Here is a 17,764-nt window from a genome sequence, read left to right as displayed (position 1 = left end):
TTCTGCCGGAGACCTGCTGACCCGCACATGTCTCATCCTTTACATGCCCTGCTACCTGCACTCGCCCTTTTCGACGGGCTCGTGACGGGCAAACCGGCATCCGGCAACACGGCTGACCACCCTATCGTGGCCTGGCCGATTGCTCGGCCAAAGTTGTCCTTTAAGCTGCGCCGTTGACCCGACTGTCGCACTGCGACCGCCGGGTCAGCGCGCTATATTAACGCTTCTTGCGGTTGGCGACATGAATTGCGTGGCCATTTACCGCCAGTGCCGCTTCATGCAGGGCCTCGGACAGCGTCGGGTGCGAGAAGACCATCATGCCCAGATCTTCAGCGCTGGTACCGAATTCCATCGCAATGGCGCCCTGCTGAACCAGTTCGGCAGCGCTTGGGCCAATAACGTGAACGCCCAGCACGCGGTCGGTCTTGGCATCGGCGATCATCTTGACGAAGCCACCGGTGTCGTTGGCAGCAACCGCGCGACCGCTGGCAGCAAACGGGAAGACACCAACGTTGAACTCGACGCCTTCGGCCTTGAGCTGCTTCTCGTTCTTGCCGACCCACGCGATTTCCGGGTGGGTGTAAATAACAGACGGGATCAGGTCGTAGTTCATCGCGGCCTTGTGGCCGGCAATGCGCTCGGCAACCATTACGCCCTCTTCCGACGACTTGTGGGCCAGCATTGGGCCGCGAACCATGTCACCGACTGCGTATACGCCCGGCACGCTGGTTGCGCAGTAGTCATCAACATACACCATGCCACGCTCGTCCAGATCGACACCACAATCGGACGCCAGCAGGTTTTCGGTGTACGGACGACGGCCAACGGCCACGATCAGCTTGTCAAAGGTCAGTTGCTGCTCGCCTTCGCTGTCGGTAAACGACACGGTGACCTGCTTGCGCTTGATCTCGGTACCGGTAACCCGAGCACCCAGGCGAACCTGCAGACCCTGCTTGGTGAAGGTCTTCAGCGCTTCCTTGGCAACCTGCTCATCGGCCAGGCTAAGGAACGAATCCAGTGCTTCGAATACGACCACTTCAGCGCCCAGACGGCGCCATACCGAACCCAGTTCCAGACCGATCACACCAGCGCCGATAACGCCCAGTTTCTTCGGTACAGAGGTGAAGTCCAGAGCACCAGTGGAATCAACGATAATATCGTCGGTCAGCGGTGCCGGCGGAATATTGATCGGCACGGAGCCGGAGGCCAGAATCACGTTCTCAGCATCCAGTACAGTCACGGTACCGTCGGGGGCGGTGACTTCAACCTTCTTGCCGGCCAGCAGCTTGCCGTGACCTTCGATGCTGGTCACGCCGTTGGCCTTGAACAGGGTGGCAACGCCGCCGCTGAACTGCTTGACGATCTTGTCCTTACGCTCGACCATCGCCGGGACATCCATGCTGATGCCCTTGACGTCGATACCATGGACCTTGTAACCCTCTTTGGCCTCATGGTACTTCCAAGTGCTGTCCAGCAGCGCCTTGGACGGAATGCAGCCAACATTCAGGCAGGTACCACCAAGGGCGTTCTTGCCGTCCTTGCCGACGTATTTTTCGATACAGGCGGTCTTCAGACCCAGCTGCGCCGCGCGGATGGCAGCGACATAACCGCCGGGGCCCGCGCCAATGACTACCACATCGTATTTCTGACTCATGAGCAAATCCTCTGTTGGCAGCAGAACTCAAAGCGGAGCCCGGCACTAGGTGCCGGGCGAGTAATCTACTGCGGAAAACCCGTGTTACCGATCAAACGTCCAGCAGCAGACGAGCCGGGTCTTCCAGCAGGTCCTTGATGGCAACCAGGAAGCTCACTGCTTCCTTGCCGTCGATCAGGCGGTGGTCGTAGGACAGCGCCAGATACATCATCGGCAGAATGACGACCTGACCGTTAACCGCCATCGGACGGTCCTGGATCTTGTGCATGCCCAGAATGGCAGCCTGCGGGGGGTTGACGATCGGGGTGGAAACCAGCGAGCCAAACACGCCACCGTTGGAGATGGTGAACGTACCGCCAGTCATCTCTTCCATGGTCAGCTTGCCATCACGTGCCTTGCGGCCGTAATCAGCGATGGTGCCTTCGATGTCCGCCAGGCCCATGCTCTCGGTGTTACGCAGAATCGGCACAACCAGACCGCGGTCGCTGGATACGGCTACGCCGATATCCTGATAACCGTGGTAGACAACATCGTTGCCGTCGATCGAGGCGTTGACCGCCGGATAGCGCTTGAGCGCTTCGGTAGCTGCCTTGACAAAGAAGGACATGAAGCCCAGACGTACGCCATTGTGCTTCTTCTCGAATAGATCCTTGTACTTGCTGCGCAGATCCATGATCGGCTTCATGTTGACCTCGTTAAAGGTGGTCAACATGGCCATGCTGGACTGGGCGTCAACCAGACGCTCAGCGATCCGGGCGCGCAGGCGAGTCATCGGCACGCGCTTCTCGACGCGATCACCTTCAGCTACGGCAACAGCCGCAGCCGGTGCAGCCGGTGCCGCAGCAGGCTTGGCAGCCGGCGCGTTCTTCTTGGCTTCGATGGCGTTCAGCACGTCTTCCTTGGTGACGCGCCCACCCTTACCGGAGCCGGTGATGTCGGCAGCGGCAAGGCCGTTCTCTTCGGCCAGTTTGCGTGCAGCCGGCGACAGCAGCGGTTCTTCACCGCCCGCCTCGGCTTCGGGGGCTGCCTCAGCCTTGCTTTCGGCAGGTTTGGCGGCCGGCGCAGCCGCTTTTTCGCCAGCTTTCAGGGTGCCCAGCACTTCGCCGCTGAGCACGGTATCCCCTTCAGCCTTGGCGATGTCACCCATTACGCCATCAGCTTCTGCCAGTACTTCCATTACAACTTTGTCGGTCTCGATATCAACCAGCAGTTCGTCGCGCTTTACCGCATCGCCAGGCTGTTTGTGCCAAGTGGCAACCGTGCCGTCAGCAACTGATTCCGGAAAAGTAGGGGCTTTGATTTCAATAGCCATTGTCGATCCTTATTAATCTCTGTTGTCTGGCGTAGCTCAGACGGTAAAGGCGTCTTGCAGGAGTTTTTCCTGCTGTTCGGCGTGCATGGAAGGATGGCCGCAGGCAGGCGCGGCAGAAGCCTCACGTCCAGCGTAGTCCAGATACAGATTCTTGGTCTTGTGCTGAGCAACGACCCGACGCATGTGATGCTGGCTGCAGTACCAGGCACCCTGGTTCATCGGCTCTTCCTGACACCAGACAACCTTCTTCAGGTTTTTGTAAGGTGCCAGTGCATCAGCCAAGTCATCTTCAGGGAACGGATACAGCTGCTCGATACGAATCACAACGGCGTTATCCAGCTCTTCGTTGCGACGCTTCTCCAGCAGGTCGTAGTACACCTTGCCGCTACACATGATCACGCGATCCACCTTCTTCGGATCGATTGCATCGATCTCGGGGATCACAGTCTGGAAGGAGCCTTCGGCCAGCTCTTCCAGCGTCGAGGTAGCGAGCTTGTGGCGCAGCAATGATTTCGGTGTCAGGGCGATCAGCGGCTTGCGCAGCGGACGAATGACCTGACGGCGCAGCATGTGATAAACCTGAGCAGGCGTTGAGGGTACACACACCTGAATGTTGTGCTCGGCGCTCAATTGCAGGAAGCGCTCAAGACGTGCAGACGAGTGCTCCGGGCCCTGCCCTTCGTACCCGTGTGGCAGCAGCATGGTCAGACCACACAGACGCCCCCATTTGTGCTCACCACTGGTAATGAACTGATCAACCACCACCTGAGCACCGTTGAAGAAGTCACCAAACTGGGCTTCCCAGATAACCAGTGCGTTCGGCGTGGTCGTCGCGTAGCCGTATTCGAACGCCAGCACGGCTTCTTCGGAGAGCAGCGAGTCGTAAATATCGAAACGCGGCTGGTTGTCGCTCAGCTTGCGCAGCGGCACATAGGCGCGGCCATCGTTCTGACTGTGCAGCACGGCATGACGGTGCGAGAAAGTACCACGACCGACGTCCTGACCGGTGATGCGCACCGGGTGACCTTCGTGCAGCAGCGTGGCGTACGCCATGGTCTCGGCGAAACCCCAGTTCAGAGCGAGCGCACCGGCAGCCATCTTGCGTCGGTCTTCAACAATCTTGCCAACCTGACGCTGCAATACTAGGCCATCCGGCAGATCAGTCAGGCGGTTAGCCAGTTCCTGCAGGGTTTTCAGGTCAAAGCTGGTGTCGTGACGCGCAGTCCATTTGTGGTTCAGATAAGGCGCCCAGTCAACAAACGAACTGCTGTCCGGCTCCTTGACCAAGCTCTTGACCACGTGGTCACCGTTATCCAGCGCGTTGCGGTATTCCTCGAAGTAATCCTGAACGTCTTCCTTGCTCAGCACACCCTCGGCGACCAGACGCTCGGCGTACAGCTCACGGGTAGTCGCGTGCTTGGTGATCACTTCGTACATCAGCGGCTGGGTACCGGACGGCTCGTCGGCCTCGTTGTGGCCGCGACGACGGTAGCAGACCATATCGATGACGACGTCACGCTTGAACTGCATGCGGTAATCAACGGCCAGTTGAGTGACGAACAGAACCGCTTCCGGGTCGTCGCCATTGACGTGGAAAATCGGCGCCTGAATCATCTTGGCGACGTCGGTACAGTACTCGGTGGAGCGCGCATCGTCCTGACGGCTGGTGGTAAAACCAACCTGGTTGTTAATGACGATGTGGATTGTGCCGCCGGTCTTGTAGGCACGGGTCTGGGACATCTGGAATGTCTCCATGACCACACCCTGCCCCGCAAACGCCGCGTCACCATGGATGCTGATCGGCAGTACCTTGTCACCGGTGACATCCAGGCGACGGTCCTGACGGGCACGCACGGAACCTTCCACCACCGGAGAGACAATCTCCAGGTGAGACGGGTTGAACGCCAGCGCAAGATGAACTTCGCCACCGGAGGTCATGACGTTAGAGGAGAAGCCCTGGTGATACTTCACGTCACCAGACCCCATATCGACCTTCTTCTTGCCTTCGAACTCGTCGAACAGGTCGCGGGGGTTCTTGCCGAGGGTATTGACCAGGACGTTCAGGCGACCACGGTGGGCCATGCCAAGCACAACTTCCTGAGTACCATAGGAGCCGGACCGCTGAATGATTTCGTCCAGCATCGGAATCAGGCTCTCGCCACCTTCCACACCAAAGCGTTTGGTGCCGGGGTACTTGGTGCCCAGATACTTTTCCAGACCTTCAGCAGCAGTCAGGCGCTCCAGCAAATGACGCTTGGTATCTGCGCCGAGCTGCGGCTTGCCACGTACACTCTCCATGCGCTGCTGGAACCAGCGACGCTGGGTTGAGTCGACGATGTGCATGTACTCGGCCCCGAAGGTCGAGCAGTACGTGGACTTCAGCGCATCCAGAATGTCGCGCAGCGTAGCCTCGTCCTTACCGATATGCATCTCGCCGGTACGGAACACGGTGTCCAGGTCGGCTTCAGTCAGGCCGTAGTCGGCCAGTGTCAGATCGACGATTTCTTCGCGTTTCCAGAGTCCCAGCGGATCCAGATTCGAGGCCTGATGGCCACGCATCCGGAAAGCCTGAATCAGGCGTAGGACATCAATCTGCTTCTTTTCGTGTTCGCTGCTGACGGCGCCGCCGCTGACAGCCTGCGGACGACGATTGCTCTTGGCGAGAAGGAGAAATTGGTCGCGAATCGCGGAGTGAGGAACGTCCGAACCGGCGTGACCGTTTACCTGGGGCAGCTTTTGGAAATAGCTACGCCACTCTTCGGAAACACTGTTCGGATCTTGCAGATAGAGCTCATAAAGCTCTTCAACATAGGACGCATTCCCACCGTCAAGGTGAGAGGTGCTCCACAGCTGCTGCATTACGCTGTCTGGCATGCTTGGTCACCCTCTATAAGGGGACACCACCTGGCGCAAAGACCATTAATTGGCGAGTAAAAACTCAGCCATCCGCGCGAAACTGCTGGCGTTGATTTGGGGGCAGTGTCGCTGCCTCAAATCCTGCCGCCACCTATTCCGTCAAACGGAAAATTGCCGGCCCCGACAGATAGTTCGGGTGTTACCCGAGTGCCCCTGCTGGTTTAGGTACATACAAATCGCTGCTTTTTGGGCTGCGATTCGTTAAAAAACTGTCCGGCTCCCTATGGCAGGAGCCGGCACAGGCCAACTTAATGCAATTTCAGCCGATCAGGTACCACTTTGCAGCAGCATGTTGCGGATGTGTCCAATAGCGCGGGTCGGATTCAGACCCTTCGGGCACACATTCACGCAGTTCATGATGCCGCGGCAGCGAAATACGCTGAACGGATCATCCAGGGACGCCAGACGCTCGTCGGTCTTTTCATCACGGCTGTCCGCCAGGAAGCGGTAAGCTTGCAGCAGACCAGCCGGGCCGATGAACTTGTCCGGGTTCCACCAGAAAGAAGGACAGGCAGTAGAGCAGCATGCACAGAGAATACACTCGTACAGGCCGTCCAGCTTTTCCCGCTCTTCGGGTGACTGCAGACGCTCGATAGCAGGCGCCGGCGTGTCGTTTTGCAGATACGGCTGAATTTTTTCGTACTGCTTGTAGAAGATGCTCATATCTACAACCAAGTCACGAATTACCGGCAAACCAGGCAGCGGACGCAGAACAAGCTTGTTGTTCTTGACCACAGCGGACAGCGGCGTGATGCACGCCAGGCCGTTCTTGCCGTTGATGTTCATACCATCAGAGCCACAAACACCCTCGCGGCAGGAACGACGGTAGGAGAAACCACCGTCCTGTTCCTTGATCAGGGCCAGCACGTCAAGAACCATGATGTCCTTGCCGTCGGTATCAACCTGAAAGTCCTGCATGTACGGGGCGTTGTCGCTCTCCGGGTTGTAACGATAAACACTCACTTGCAACATATCGGTCACCCTTAGTAAGTACGTACTTTAGGTTGGAACGCCGGAACAGTCTTGGGCGCGAAGTTAACTGCGCGCTTGTTGAGCTGCTTGGTTTCGGGCATGTACAGGCTGTGGCACAGCCAGTTTTCGTCATCGCGATCTTCGAAATCTTCACGAGCGTGGGCACCGCGGCTTTCCTTGCGGGCTTCAGCTGCAATCGCGGTGGCTTCAGCCACTTCCAGCAGGTTCTGCAGTTCCAATGCTTCGATACGAGCGGTGTTGAATGCCTGACTCTTGTCGTCGATCTTGACGTTGGCGATACGCTCACGCAAATCAGCCAGCTGGGCAATACCCTTCTGCATGTATTCACCAGTACGGAATACACCGAAATAGTTTTGCATGCAGTTCTGCAGTTCTTTACGAAGCGGAGCAACGTCTTCGCCAGTGGTACGTTCGTTCAGACCGGACAGACGCGCCAGGGAGGCGTCGATATCGGACTCGGACGCACCGCGGTACTCGATACCGTCCTTCAGAGCAGACTCCAGGTGCAGACCGGCAGCGCGACCGAAGACAACCAGGTCGAGCAGCGAGTTACCGCCCAGACGGTTCGCACCGTGCACGGATACGCAAGCGACCTCACCAACAGCGAACAGACCTTCGACGATCTTGTCGTTGCCGTTAGCGTCCTGAGTGATTGCCTGACCGTGGATGTTGGTAGCAACACCACCCATCATGTAGTGGCAGGTCGGTACAACCGGAACCGGAGCAGTAACCGGATCAACGTGCGCGAAGGTCTTGGACAGTTCACAGATACCCGGCAGACGGCTGTGCAGCACTTCTTCGCCCAGGTGATCCAGCTTCAGCAGTACGTGATCCTTGTTCGGACCAACGCCGTTGCCGGCCAGAATCTCTTTGACCATGGAGCGCGCGACAACGTCGCGACCAGCCAGGTCTTTCGCGTTCGGAGCATAACGTTCCATGAAACGCTCGCCGTGAGCGTTGATCAGGTAACCACCCTCACCACGGCAACCCTCGGTGACCAGTACACCAGCGCCGGCGATACCGGTCGGGTGGAACTGCCACATTTCGATGTCCTGCACCGGCACGCCAGCACGCAGGGCCATACCGACACCGTCACCAGTGTTGATCAGGGCGTTGGTAGTAGAGGCATAGATACGACCAGCGCCACCGGTAGCCAGCACAGTTGCCTTGGCACGGATGTACACGGTCTCGCCGGTTTCGATGCAGATGGCAATAACGCCAACGACAGCGCCGTCCTGGTTCTTGACCAGATCAACGGCATACCACTCGTTCAGGAACGAGGTGTTGTGCTTGACGTTGTTCTGATACAGGGTGTGCAGCAGAGCGTGACCGGTACGGTCAGCGGCAGCACAGGTACGGGCAGCCTGAGTCGGGTTATCCGGACCTTTGGACTGACCGCCGAACGGACGCTGGTAGATACGACCGGTTTCAGTACGGGAGAACGGCAGTCCCATGTGCTCAAGCTCGAAGACCGCTTCCGGGCCGACAGAACACATGTATTCGATAGCGTCCTGGTCACCGATATAGTCGGAGCCCTTGACGGTGTCGTACATGTGCCAGCGCCAATCGTCATTCGGATCAGCAGAAGCGATGGCGCAGGTGATACCACCTTGAGCCGAAACGGTGTGCGAGCGAGTCGGGAATACCTTGGTTACCACAGCAGTCTTGTGACCACCTTGAGCCAGCTGCAGCGCAGCGCGCATGCCAGCACCACCACCACCTACGATGATGGCATCAAAAGTCAGTGTGCGAATAGTAGACATTTAGTTACCCCAGAGAATCTGCACGCCCCAGACGAAAAGTACAAACATGACCAGACCGCAGACCGCCTGGAACAGGAAGCGGACAACAGTGGCAGACTTGCCGAGGGCCATGGGAGTCAGGTAATCGGTAGAGATGGTCCACATCCCTACCCAGGCATGCACACTTAGCGCGACCAGGGTCAGCAGGCTGAAGATGCGCATCCAGCTCTGGGCAAACAGACCTTGCCAATCGGCAAAGGTCAGCCCGGGATTGCAAATCAGATAGCCAAGCAGAAACAACACATAAGCAGCGAGAACTACAGCGGAGACGCGTTGCGCCATCCAGTCATACAGACCGCTGCGAGACAGGTTGGTGACATTCGTTACCATATCCAAACCCCCAGAAGAACAATCACGATGGCAGAAACTACGATCACTATCTGTGAACCAAGCTTGCCGCTTTCTAGCCCTTCACCAATACCAGCATCCATGACCAGGTGACGTACACCGGCAATGAGGTGGTACAGAAGCGCAGACAGAATGCCCCAGATGACCAGTTTGGCCAGCGGGTTCGCCAGACAGCTCTTGACCTGCTCAAAGCCGCTCTCGGAACTGAGAGAGGTGTCGAGCATCCAGAGCAGTGCTGCGATTGCGACAAACAGAATGACGCCAGAAATGCGATGCAAAATTGACGTATAGGCGGTTACAGGAAGCTTGATTGTCCTGAGGTCGAGGTTGACGGGTCGTTTGCTATTCACGGCTATATTCACACTCAGGGCCCTGTGGACAGGGCTGGATTATAGGAAGGCGTACTCTGACGCCTTTAATGACCCGCCCCAGCAGCTTCTGGCGAAGCCCTGCGGGTCACTTTGCCGGTCAAGGAGTATAGTGACTTAGGCCATTGATTACAACGGAACAGCCTGCGGGAAACGCTCTGTTTCCGCGCTGTAAAGTCTAGCCCCTCAACACAAAACGCTTGCAATTAAAGCTTTTAATTGCACTCATTTCCTTTCACTATCCGCACAATTGACAAACCGATTTATCACCTTATAGTGATGCGGGCCCTGCGTGGGGGGTCACCTTTTCGATACAGCAAAACAGGAGGCCATCAATGGCTGACAAAAAGGCGCAGTTGATCATCGAGGGCGCGGCCCCCATCGAGCTGCCAGTCTATTCCGGGACCATGGGCCCCGATGTTGTGGACGTACGCGGCTTGACCGCCCAAGGCGTATTCACCTTCGATCCTGGCTTTATGGCCACCTCGTCCTGTGAATCCAAGATTACCTATATTGATGGTGAGAAAGGCGTACTCCTGCACCGCGGCTACCCAATCGACCAACTGGCAGAGAAGTCCGACTTCCTGGAAACCTGCTTCCTGCTGCTCAAGGGCGAGTTACCCAACGCAGAAGAAAAAACCAAGTTCGACAACACCATCAAGAACCACACCATGGTTCACGAGCAACTGAAGAACTTCTTCAACGGCTTCCGCCGCGATGCTCACCCTATGGCCATTATGTGTGGCGTCGTCGGCGCCCTCTCCGCCTTCTACCACGACTCTCTGGACATCAACGATCCGCACCATCGCGAAATTTCCGCAATTCGCCTGATCGCCAAGATGCCGACTCTGGCCGCCATGGTCTACAAGTACTCCATGGGCCAGCCCATGATGTACCCGCGCAACGACCTGAGCTACTCCGAAAACTTCCTGCACATGATGTTCAACACACCCTGTGAAGAGAAGAAGATCAGCCCGGTACTGGCCAAGGCCATGGATCGCATCTTCGTCCTGCATGCCGATCACGAACAGAACGCCTCCACCTCCACCGTCCGCCTGGCCGGCTCTTCCGGCGCCAACCCGTTCGCCTGTATCGCAGCCGGCATCGCCGCCCTGTGGGGACCGGCACACGGCGGTGCGAACGAAGCCGTACTGCGTATGCTGGACGAGATTGGCGACGTGTCGAACATCGAGAAGTTTGTTGCCAAAGCCAAAGACAAGGACGACCCGTTCAAGCTGATGGGCTTTGGTCACCGCGTTTACAAGAACTTCGACCCACGCGCCAAGGTCATGAAAGAGACCTGCGACGAAGTGCTGGCTGAGCTGGGCATCAACGATCCGCAGCTGGAACTGGCCATGAAGCTGGAAGAGATCGCACGCAACGATCCCTACTTCAAAGAGCGCAACCTGTACCCCAACGTCGACTTCTACTCCGGCATCATCCTGAAGGCCATCGGCATTCCGACCGAAATGTTCACCGTTATCTTTGCTACCGGCCGAACTCCAGGCTGGATTGCGCACTGGAACGAGATGATCAGCGGTCCGTACAAGATTGGTCGTCCGCGCCAGCTGTACACCGGCTCCACCCAGCGCGACTACCCCAGCAAGTAAGTCGCCTGCAGCCAATAAAAAAACCCGCCTCGGCGGGTTTTTTTATTGGCTCTATCTTATCCCTCATCATTCAGCGTCGACGCGTACCCCACCCCGGCCTAGCTCAATCCGCACCCCATCCTAAAACCCGAAAACGACCAGCCGCCCCCCCCAATTCTGGCGATCACCTGAGGCAACGCCAGAGCTTGCGCACTCCGCGCCGTATCGCTCGGAACAACCAGAAAGGCGGCATCGCCGGCATATAGAAATCATGCTGAGATGGTGATGTCGGAATCTGTCTTTTGCGCGATTCGTGCTTCTCGTTGCAACTCATGGCTCAGCCTCCTGCGAAAGTGAAGCACTACCTTCTCGCGCCATCATTGTTCAATCCAGCGAATTTAAATAACATGCAAATTCAATTTAATTGAACGAGACATTCATGACTGCCACCCCAAACAGCGCAACCCTGCCGCTACTGGAGCTGGATGTATTGCGTAGCTTCATTGCCATTGCCGAGACCGGCAGCTTCTCTACCGCTGCAGCGCAGGTACACCGCACCCCGTCTGCCATCAGCATGCAGATCAAGCGCCTGGAAGAATTGCTTGGCTACCGACTACTAAAGCGCGAGCCACGTCGCGCCAGCGTCACGGTCGAGGGCGAGGCATTGCTCGGCTTTGCCCGGCGCATGCTCAACCTCAACGAGCAGGCCCTGAGCCGGTTTTACCACCCAGAGCTCAATGGCAGCGTGCGCCTCGGCACCTCCGATGACGTAGGCACACGCATCCTGCCCACCGTGCTGAGCAGCTTTGCGCGCAACTACCCAGGCGTGCAGGTTGATGTAGTGATGGCGCGCAGCAAAGACATGAGCGAACAAATACGCCAAGGCGAACTGGATCTGGCATTGGTTACCTCTGGCAGCCATGCTCCCAATGGCGAGGTAGTCCACACCGAGCAACTGGTCTGGGCAGAATGCGCGGGCGGACAAGCAGCAACGCAGCGCCCCTTACCGCTCTCGCTTGCCGGCCCCGGCTGCGTATGGCGAGAAGCCGCCCTGGCCGCACTCGATCGCGCCGGCATGGCGTATCGGATTGCCTATGTAAGTGAGCACTGCGCGGGCCAGCAGGCGGCCATGGAAGCGGATTTGGCGGTAGCCCCTTTCCCGCGCAGTCTGGTGAGAAAACCCCTCAAAATCGTCGACAACGCCGCCGGTCTGCCACCAATGGGCAGTTACCAGATCGTACTTGAACGCGGCAGTAAGGGCAGCCCGCTGGTCGACGCACTGCAGAGCTTTGTCATCCAGAGCTTTGCAAACCTATGACAGTTACCAACTGAACTCCCCCGGAAACCGGGCAGCACTGTACAGGTCATTGCGAATGCCACTGTACCGCAGCAAAAGTCGCCGATCATGATTGTATAGGCAGCTCCACCCCACATCCCGACGGAGCCCGCCACATCATGTCCGCAAGAGACCTTGGATTCGCCTTGCTGGTCATCCTGATCTGGGGGCTCAATTTTGTCGTAATCAAGCTGGGACTTGATGAACTCCCACCCATGCTGCTCGGCGCCATGCGCTTCACACTGGCAGCCATTCCGGCCGTATTTTTCGTTCGCCGCCCCCAAATCCCGCTGCGCTGGCTGGTCGCCTACGGAATGACGATCTCCTTTGGCCAGTTCGCCTTTTTGTTCAGCGCGATGGCTAACGGTATGCCCGCAGGGCTGGCTTCTCTAGTGCTGCAGTCGCAGGCGTTTTTCACCTTGCTGCTGGCGGCCCTGCTACTGAGCGAAAAAGTCAGAGCCCATAATCTGGCGGGGCTGTTGACTGCCGCAGCCGGACTACTCCTGATCGGCTTGCGAAGCGGTTCAAGCATGACCGCGATCGGCCTCCTACTGACGCTGTGCGCCGCACTGATGTGGGCCTGCGGCAACATCATCACCAAACAGGTCGGGCAGATTGATCTGACCAGTCTGGTCGTATGGGGCAGCCTGATCCCGCCACTGCCATTTCTGGCGATGTCACTCTGGCTGGAAGGCCCGCAGCAGATCGGCCAAGCCCTGTCACAGATCAGCTCCACCGCCATTTTCGCCCTGTTCTATCTGGCGTTTGGTGCGACACTGATCGGCTATGGCCTATGGAGCCGCTTGCTGTCTCGCTATCCTGCGGGCCAGATCGCTCCATTCTCGATGCTGGTTCCGGTTATCGGCCTCAGTTCGGCCAACATATTGCTGGGTGAAACACTGGACGAGATGCAACTGCTAGGCGCGCTTCTCATCCTGCTTGGACTAACCATCAACGTTTTCGGCGGCACCTTGCGTCGGCGCAGAAGCCAATTGCGTGAAAGCTAGGACGCGCCAGTTTCAGACTCCAGCCAGCCAATAATCCGCAGGGCATCGGCCCGCGTGTTGCCGCACACGCTTTCTTCCGGTAAAAAGCCGGCACAGACCGCCGGACGGTCGGGAGAACCGAAGATCGCGCAGCGCATGTCCGGCAACAGCTGAATGCAGGGCACACCAGCAGGTTTACCGCCCGGCATGCCCGGAATTGGCGATGTGATCGACGGCGCAGTGCAGCACGCACCGCAGGCTGCACGACACTCCATCAGTCGCCTTTCTGTAGGCGGGCAATCAGGCTTGACGTATCCCAGCGCCCGCCGCCCATTGCCTGAACATCAGCATAGAACTGATCAACCAGAGCAGTGACAGGCAACTGCGCGCCGTTGCGTCGGGCCTCTTCAAGCACGATGGCAAAATCCTTGCGCATCCAGTCGACAGCAAACCCGAAATCAAACTCGCCATTGAGCATGGTCTGGTAACGGTTTTCCATCTGCCAGGACTGAGCAGCCCCTTTGCTGATCACAGAAACGACCGCATCGCCATCCAGGCCCGCGCGCTGAGCAAAATGCATCGCCTCCGACAGCCCCTGTAATAGCCCGCCAATACAAATTTGATTGACCATTTTGGTCAATTGGCCGTTACCTGACTCACCCATACGGCGCAGCATTTTCGAATAGCAATTCAGAACCGGTCTCGCGAGGTCGAATACGGACTCATCACCGCCAACCATGATGGTCAACTGACCTTTCTCGGCACCGGCCTGACCACCGGAAACCGGCGCATCCAAGAAGCCCACGCCGTAGTTGGCAGCAGCCGCAAAAAGCTCGCGCGCAACGCCCGCCGACGCCGTGGTGTGATCAACCACCACCTGCCCCTGGTGTGAGCCGGCGAAGACGCCCTGCTCACCACAGACCACGTCGCGCAGGTCATCATCATTGCCTACACACATGAGCACAAAGTCCTGGCCTCGCGCAGCGGCGGCCGGCGTCTCGGCTGACTTGCCACCGTACTCTTGCACCCAGCGTGCCGCTTTTTCGGCGGTCCGGTTGTAGACCGTGACCTGATGCCCTGCCCGTTGCAGATGCCCCGCCATGGGATAACCCATAACACCTAGACCGATAAACGCAACGTTTGCCATAACTCACCCCATTGTTGTCGGATGCCGACTTCAAGTCGTCCGAAGATTCAAACCCACAGCGACGCAATTGCCCGAAAGATCGGCCCTCGGCATAATGACCGCCCTTTCATCTGCAGGAGTATTGCGCGTGTTTCAGGTAAATCAGTATTTCGATGGTCAGGTTGCCTCAATTGCCTTCAAGCAACCCGAAGGCGCAGCCACCGTCGGCGTGATGGCTCCCGGCGAATATGAGTTCGGTACCAGCCAACTGGAAATCATGCACGTTATCAACGGCGCCCTGACCGTCAAGCTGCCAGGCAGCGACGAATGGAACACCTACAATACCGGCGACCAGTTCACCGTGCCGGCCAACAGCCGCTTTAACCTGAAAGTCGAACGCGATACCGCCTACCTGTGCGAGTACCGCTGAGCATCACCCCGGCGCCCGGCGCCGGGTTCTCTCAAAACCCTTCAGGGGTTTCAGTCATTCCTTTGCGATACCCCTCAATGAACGCCTCAGGCATGCGCTTTGGCCGCCCTGTCGACAGTTCGATGCAGACAAACGTGGTTCGCGCCCGCAGCAGTGTCAGTCCGTCACGCTTGCGGCACAACTGAAAGTGCCGCGTCATGCGCAGCTTGCCATCCCAGCTGATGATCCAGGTTGCCATCTCCAGCTCGTCACCCTCGTAAGCCGACGCCAGATAATCGATCTCGTGGCGCACGACCGCCATGGCCCGATCCAGCTCCCGATACTCCTCCAGACCCAGGCCAAGCGCGTTTGAATGCCGCCAGGCACAACGCTCAAGCCAGCGGACATAAACAGCATTATTGGCGTGCCCCAACTCGTCGATATCGTCAGACATCACCGTAATCGGCTGGGTAAAGGGGGTTGGCAGATCCCAGTTCACAGGCTTGCATCTCCTTGGCAGCGGACGTAAAGCAGTTTGATGGGAGATGGTACTACAAAGACACACTGCAACCCGCAATGCAAAGCCCACAAACCTGCATTAGGCTGAGAGCAGCCACCAGCAACAGGGACGCGTCATGTTCAAACAGCTGAATTTCCCGATCTTGATCATTCATCCAGCCATCGGTCAGAGCAATGTTGCAGGACGTCAACTCGCCGCATTGATTGATGCCATTTCCGGCGAAGGGTTCCAAGTACTGGGCGCAGAGCAACTGGAGGAAGGCAAGCTAATCGCCGAAGCGCATCGGGGTCTGTCATGCATTCTGTTTACACCGGAAGCCCAGAGCGACCTGTCCCAGGTCGAAGCCCTGTTCAATGCCGCTCACAGCCGCTCCCCGGAATTGCCGATCATGGCACTTAGCACCCGCCAGACCATTGATCCAGAGCTGCTGTCAGCGCTGCGCGAACTGCATCAGATTCGCGGCATAATCTACCTGTTCGAAGACACCCTCCCCTTCATTGCAGGGCAAATCGCCCGCACCGCTCGCAGCTATTTGGGACAGCTGTTGCCACCGTTTTTCAAGGCACTGCTGGAATACAGCAGTCGTGCCAGTTACTCATGGCACTCACCCGGACACGGGGGCGGCGTCGCTTTTCGAAAAAGCCCGGTTGGGCGCGCCTTTCACGATTTCTTCGGCGAAAATACCCTGCGCTCGGACCTTTCTGTATCGGTGCCAGGGCTTGGCTCACTGCTGGACCACACCGGCCCCGTCGCCGAAGCAGAGACCAATACGGCCCGCGTCTTTGGTGCAGATCACGCCTTCTATGTGGTCAATGGCACCTCAACCTCAAACAAGATCATCTGGCATGCCTACGTTACTCGGGACGATGTCGTACTGGTCGACCGCAACTGCCACAAGTCGATCTTGCACGCGATCATCATGACCGGCGCCATCCCGATCTATCTGACCGGCTCACGCAACGATTACGGCATTATCGGCCCGATCACACACGACAGCTTCAGCATGGAAAGATTGAACCAGCAGCTCGCCGAACACCCCTTGCTGCAAGATCGAACAGAGCCCCCACGCATTCGCCTTGCGGTGCTGACCAACTCAACCTACGACGGCCTCTGCTACAACACCCACATGATTGCCGAACAACTGCGCGACCGGGTTGATGTCCTGCACTTCGACGAGGCCTGGTACGGCTATGCCGCCTTCCATCCCTTCTACCAGGGGCGCCACGGCATGAGCAGCAGTAGCCCAAGACGCAGCGACCACCCTCTGGTATTCGCCACCCAGTCACCTCACAAGGTGCTGGCAGCACTCTCCCAGGCATCCATCATCCTTGCCCGTGACAGCGCAGACCAGCAACTCGATAGCGAGCGCTTTAACGAGTCGTACATGATGCACACCTCCACCTCGCCACATTACGGCATGATTGCGTCGATTGATGTTGCTACCGGCATGATGGCCGGCCCTGCCGGCGAATCACTGGTCCAGGAAACACTCGACGAGGCCCTTTCCTTCCGCCGCGCGATGCAGCAGACCGCAGACCAGATGGATGAAGATGAATGGTGGTTCGATGTCTGGGAGCCCGAGCATGCATTGACCTCCGACGCCCTGACCGCGCAACACTGGACGCTCGCCAATAACGCACAGTGGCATGGGTTTGGCGCAATGGCAGAGGACTATGCGCTGCTCGACCCGATCAAGGTCAGCCTGCTGACTCCCGGCGTAGAGGACAAAGGGCGACTAGCGAAAAGCGGCATCCCGGCGGCAGTGGTAACACGCTTTCTCGCCTCACGCGGCCTGGTTGTTGAGAAAACCGGGCTCTACTCCTTTCTGATTCTGTTTTCGCTGGGGATCACCAAGGGCAAGTGGAGCACGCTACTGTCGGAACTCCGCGAGTTCAAACGCCTATATGATCGCAATGCACCGCTCGACACCACGCTACCCGAGATAGCCCAGCGCCCCGAGTACGCGAACCTCGGGCTACGCGATCTATGCCAGCAATTGCACCAATGCTACAAGCAGCACGCCCTGGTACACCTGCAGCGCGCCATGTATACAGACCTCCCAAGCATGAGCCTGCGCCCGGCTGACGCCTATCAGCAAATGGTTCGCGGCAGGGTGCAAGCTACGCCCATCGATGAACTCAATGGCCGCCTCGCTGCCGTCATGCTCGTGCCGTATCCGCCGGGCATCCCCGTCATCATGCCTGGTGAACGCTTCCCGGAGGACAATAGCATTGCCGCCTATCTGGCAGCAGCAATCGACCTGGAAACCCGTTTCCCCGGCTTCGGTAATGACATACACGGATTGCGCCACGACAACGTCGACGGCGAGCCGCGCTGGCAGGTGGACTGTTTGATAGAAGATTGAGCGCAGAAAACAAAAAAGGCCGGCGAATTCGCCGGCCTTT

The 17,764-nt window shown here is 57.9% G+C and carries 15 protein-coding genes; 5 read left to right on the top strand and 10 right to left on the bottom strand.

What is annotated here, in order from left to right; genetic code table 11:
* Positions 1 to 217: 217 nt before the first annotated feature.
* The 7 genes from lpdA to sdhC all read right to left on the bottom strand — a co-directional run bounded on the left by lpdA (position 218) and on the right by sdhC (position 9,387).
* Positions 218 to 1,654 carry a dihydrolipoyl dehydrogenase gene (gene lpdA, locus C1949_RS10850; RefSeq protein ID WP_104738501.1) on the bottom strand — a complete coding sequence of 479 codons (1,437 nt, stop codon included), beginning with the start codon at positions 1,652 to 1,654 and terminating at the stop codon, positions 218 to 220.
* Between the two features lie 91 nt (positions 1,655 to 1,745).
* Entirely contained in the window at positions 1,746 to 2,966 is a 1,221-nt protein-coding gene (gene odhB / locus C1949_RS10845; RefSeq protein ID WP_104738500.1) for a 2-oxoglutarate dehydrogenase complex dihydrolipoyllysine-residue succinyltransferase, read from the bottom strand.
* 36 nt (positions 2,967 to 3,002) lie between these two features.
* A complete protein-coding gene (locus C1949_RS10840) occupies positions 3,003 to 5,840 on the bottom strand; it encodes a 2-oxoglutarate dehydrogenase E1 component (protein WP_104738499.1) in 2,838 nt (945 codons plus the stop codon).
* A gap of 309 nt (positions 5,841 to 6,149) precedes the next feature.
* Positions 6,150 to 6,854 (bottom strand): succinate dehydrogenase iron-sulfur subunit, encoded by a 705-nt coding sequence (locus C1949_RS10835; protein ID WP_104738498.1) that lies wholly within the window; start codon positions 6,852 to 6,854, stop codon positions 6,150 to 6,152.
* 11 nt (positions 6,855 to 6,865) lie between these two features.
* Positions 6,866 to 8,638: a succinate dehydrogenase flavoprotein subunit gene (sdhA, locus tag C1949_RS10830; RefSeq protein WP_104738497.1), complete on the bottom strand. Its 1,773-nt coding sequence runs from the start codon at positions 8,636 to 8,638 to the stop codon at positions 6,866 to 6,868.
* The gene (sdhD, locus tag C1949_RS10825; protein ID WP_104738496.1) at positions 8,639 to 9,007 is read right to left on the bottom strand and encodes a succinate dehydrogenase, hydrophobic membrane anchor protein; all 369 of its coding nucleotides are present in this window, start codon (positions 9,005 to 9,007) and stop codon (positions 8,639 to 8,641) included.
* Positions 9,001 to 9,387, bottom strand: a complete 387-nt coding sequence (sdhC, locus tag C1949_RS10820) for a succinate dehydrogenase, cytochrome b556 subunit (protein ID WP_188656531.1) — start codon at positions 9,385 to 9,387, stop codon at positions 9,001 to 9,003. The genes sdhD and sdhC overlap by 7 nt, the downstream gene beginning before the upstream one ends.
* A 341-nt stretch (positions 9,388 to 9,728) precedes the next feature.
* Between sdhC and gltA the strand changes: the two genes are divergently transcribed.
* From gltA to C1949_RS10805, 3 genes are all read left to right on the top strand, one after another.
* Positions 9,729 to 11,003 (top strand): citrate synthase, encoded by a 1,275-nt coding sequence (gene gltA / locus C1949_RS10815; protein WP_104738494.1) that lies wholly within the window; start codon positions 9,729 to 9,731, stop codon positions 11,001 to 11,003.
* Between the two features lie 418 nt (positions 11,004 to 11,421).
* Positions 11,422 to 12,300, top strand: a complete 879-nt coding sequence (locus tag C1949_RS10810; protein WP_104738493.1) for a LysR substrate-binding domain-containing protein — start codon at positions 11,422 to 11,424, stop codon at positions 12,298 to 12,300.
* Positions 12,301 to 12,437: 137 nt separating this feature from the next.
* Positions 12,438 to 13,325, top strand: coding sequence for an EamA family transporter (locus tag C1949_RS10805; protein WP_104738492.1), 888 nt, complete (start codon positions 12,438 to 12,440; stop codon positions 13,323 to 13,325).
* On the opposite strand, the gene C1949_RS10800 is transcribed toward C1949_RS10805, so the two are convergent.
* Together C1949_RS10800 and C1949_RS10795 are read right to left on the bottom strand one after the other, a co-directional pair.
* Positions 13,322 to 13,579, bottom strand: coding sequence for a YkgJ family cysteine cluster protein (locus tag C1949_RS10800; protein ID WP_104738491.1), 258 nt, complete (start codon positions 13,577 to 13,579; stop codon positions 13,322 to 13,324). The two genes, C1949_RS10805 and C1949_RS10800, sit on opposite strands and share 4 nt — an antisense overlap.
* Positions 13,579 to 14,451 (bottom strand): NAD(P)-dependent oxidoreductase, encoded by an 873-nt coding sequence (locus C1949_RS10795; RefSeq protein WP_104738490.1) that lies wholly within the window; start codon positions 14,449 to 14,451, stop codon positions 13,579 to 13,581. The genes C1949_RS10800 and C1949_RS10795 overlap by 1 nt, the downstream gene beginning before the upstream one ends.
* A gap of 127 nt (positions 14,452 to 14,578) precedes the next feature.
* Between C1949_RS10795 and ppnP the strand changes: the two genes are divergently transcribed.
* On the top strand, positions 14,579 to 14,860 hold the full coding sequence (ppnP, locus tag C1949_RS10790; RefSeq protein WP_104738489.1) for a pyrimidine/purine nucleoside phosphorylase: 282 nt from the start codon (positions 14,579 to 14,581) through the stop codon (positions 14,858 to 14,860).
* 31 nt (positions 14,861 to 14,891) lie between these two features.
* Here ppnP and C1949_RS10785 read toward each other — a convergent pair whose 3' ends face one another.
* Positions 14,892 to 15,338 carry an acyl-CoA thioesterase gene (locus C1949_RS10785; RefSeq protein ID WP_104738488.1) on the bottom strand — a complete coding sequence of 149 codons (447 nt, stop codon included), beginning with the start codon at positions 15,336 to 15,338 and terminating at the stop codon, positions 14,892 to 14,894.
* Positions 15,339 to 15,474: 136 nt separating this feature from the next.
* Between C1949_RS10785 and C1949_RS10780 the strand changes: the two genes are divergently transcribed.
* Entirely contained in the window at positions 15,475 to 17,724 is a 2,250-nt protein-coding gene (locus C1949_RS10780) for an Orn/Lys/Arg family decarboxylase (RefSeq protein ID WP_104738487.1), read from the top strand.
* The last annotated feature ends 40 nt before the right edge of the window (positions 17,725 to 17,764 follow it).

Origin of the sequence: Halopseudomonas oceani (assembly GCF_002903165.1) — a bacterium.
In the GTDB taxonomy this organism is placed as follows: Bacteria; Pseudomonadota; Gammaproteobacteria; order Pseudomonadales; family Pseudomonadaceae; genus Halopseudomonas; species Halopseudomonas oceani.
The sequence above is the reverse complement of the archived record's forward strand: the minus strand, read 5'-3'. Positions and strand labels throughout refer to the sequence as shown.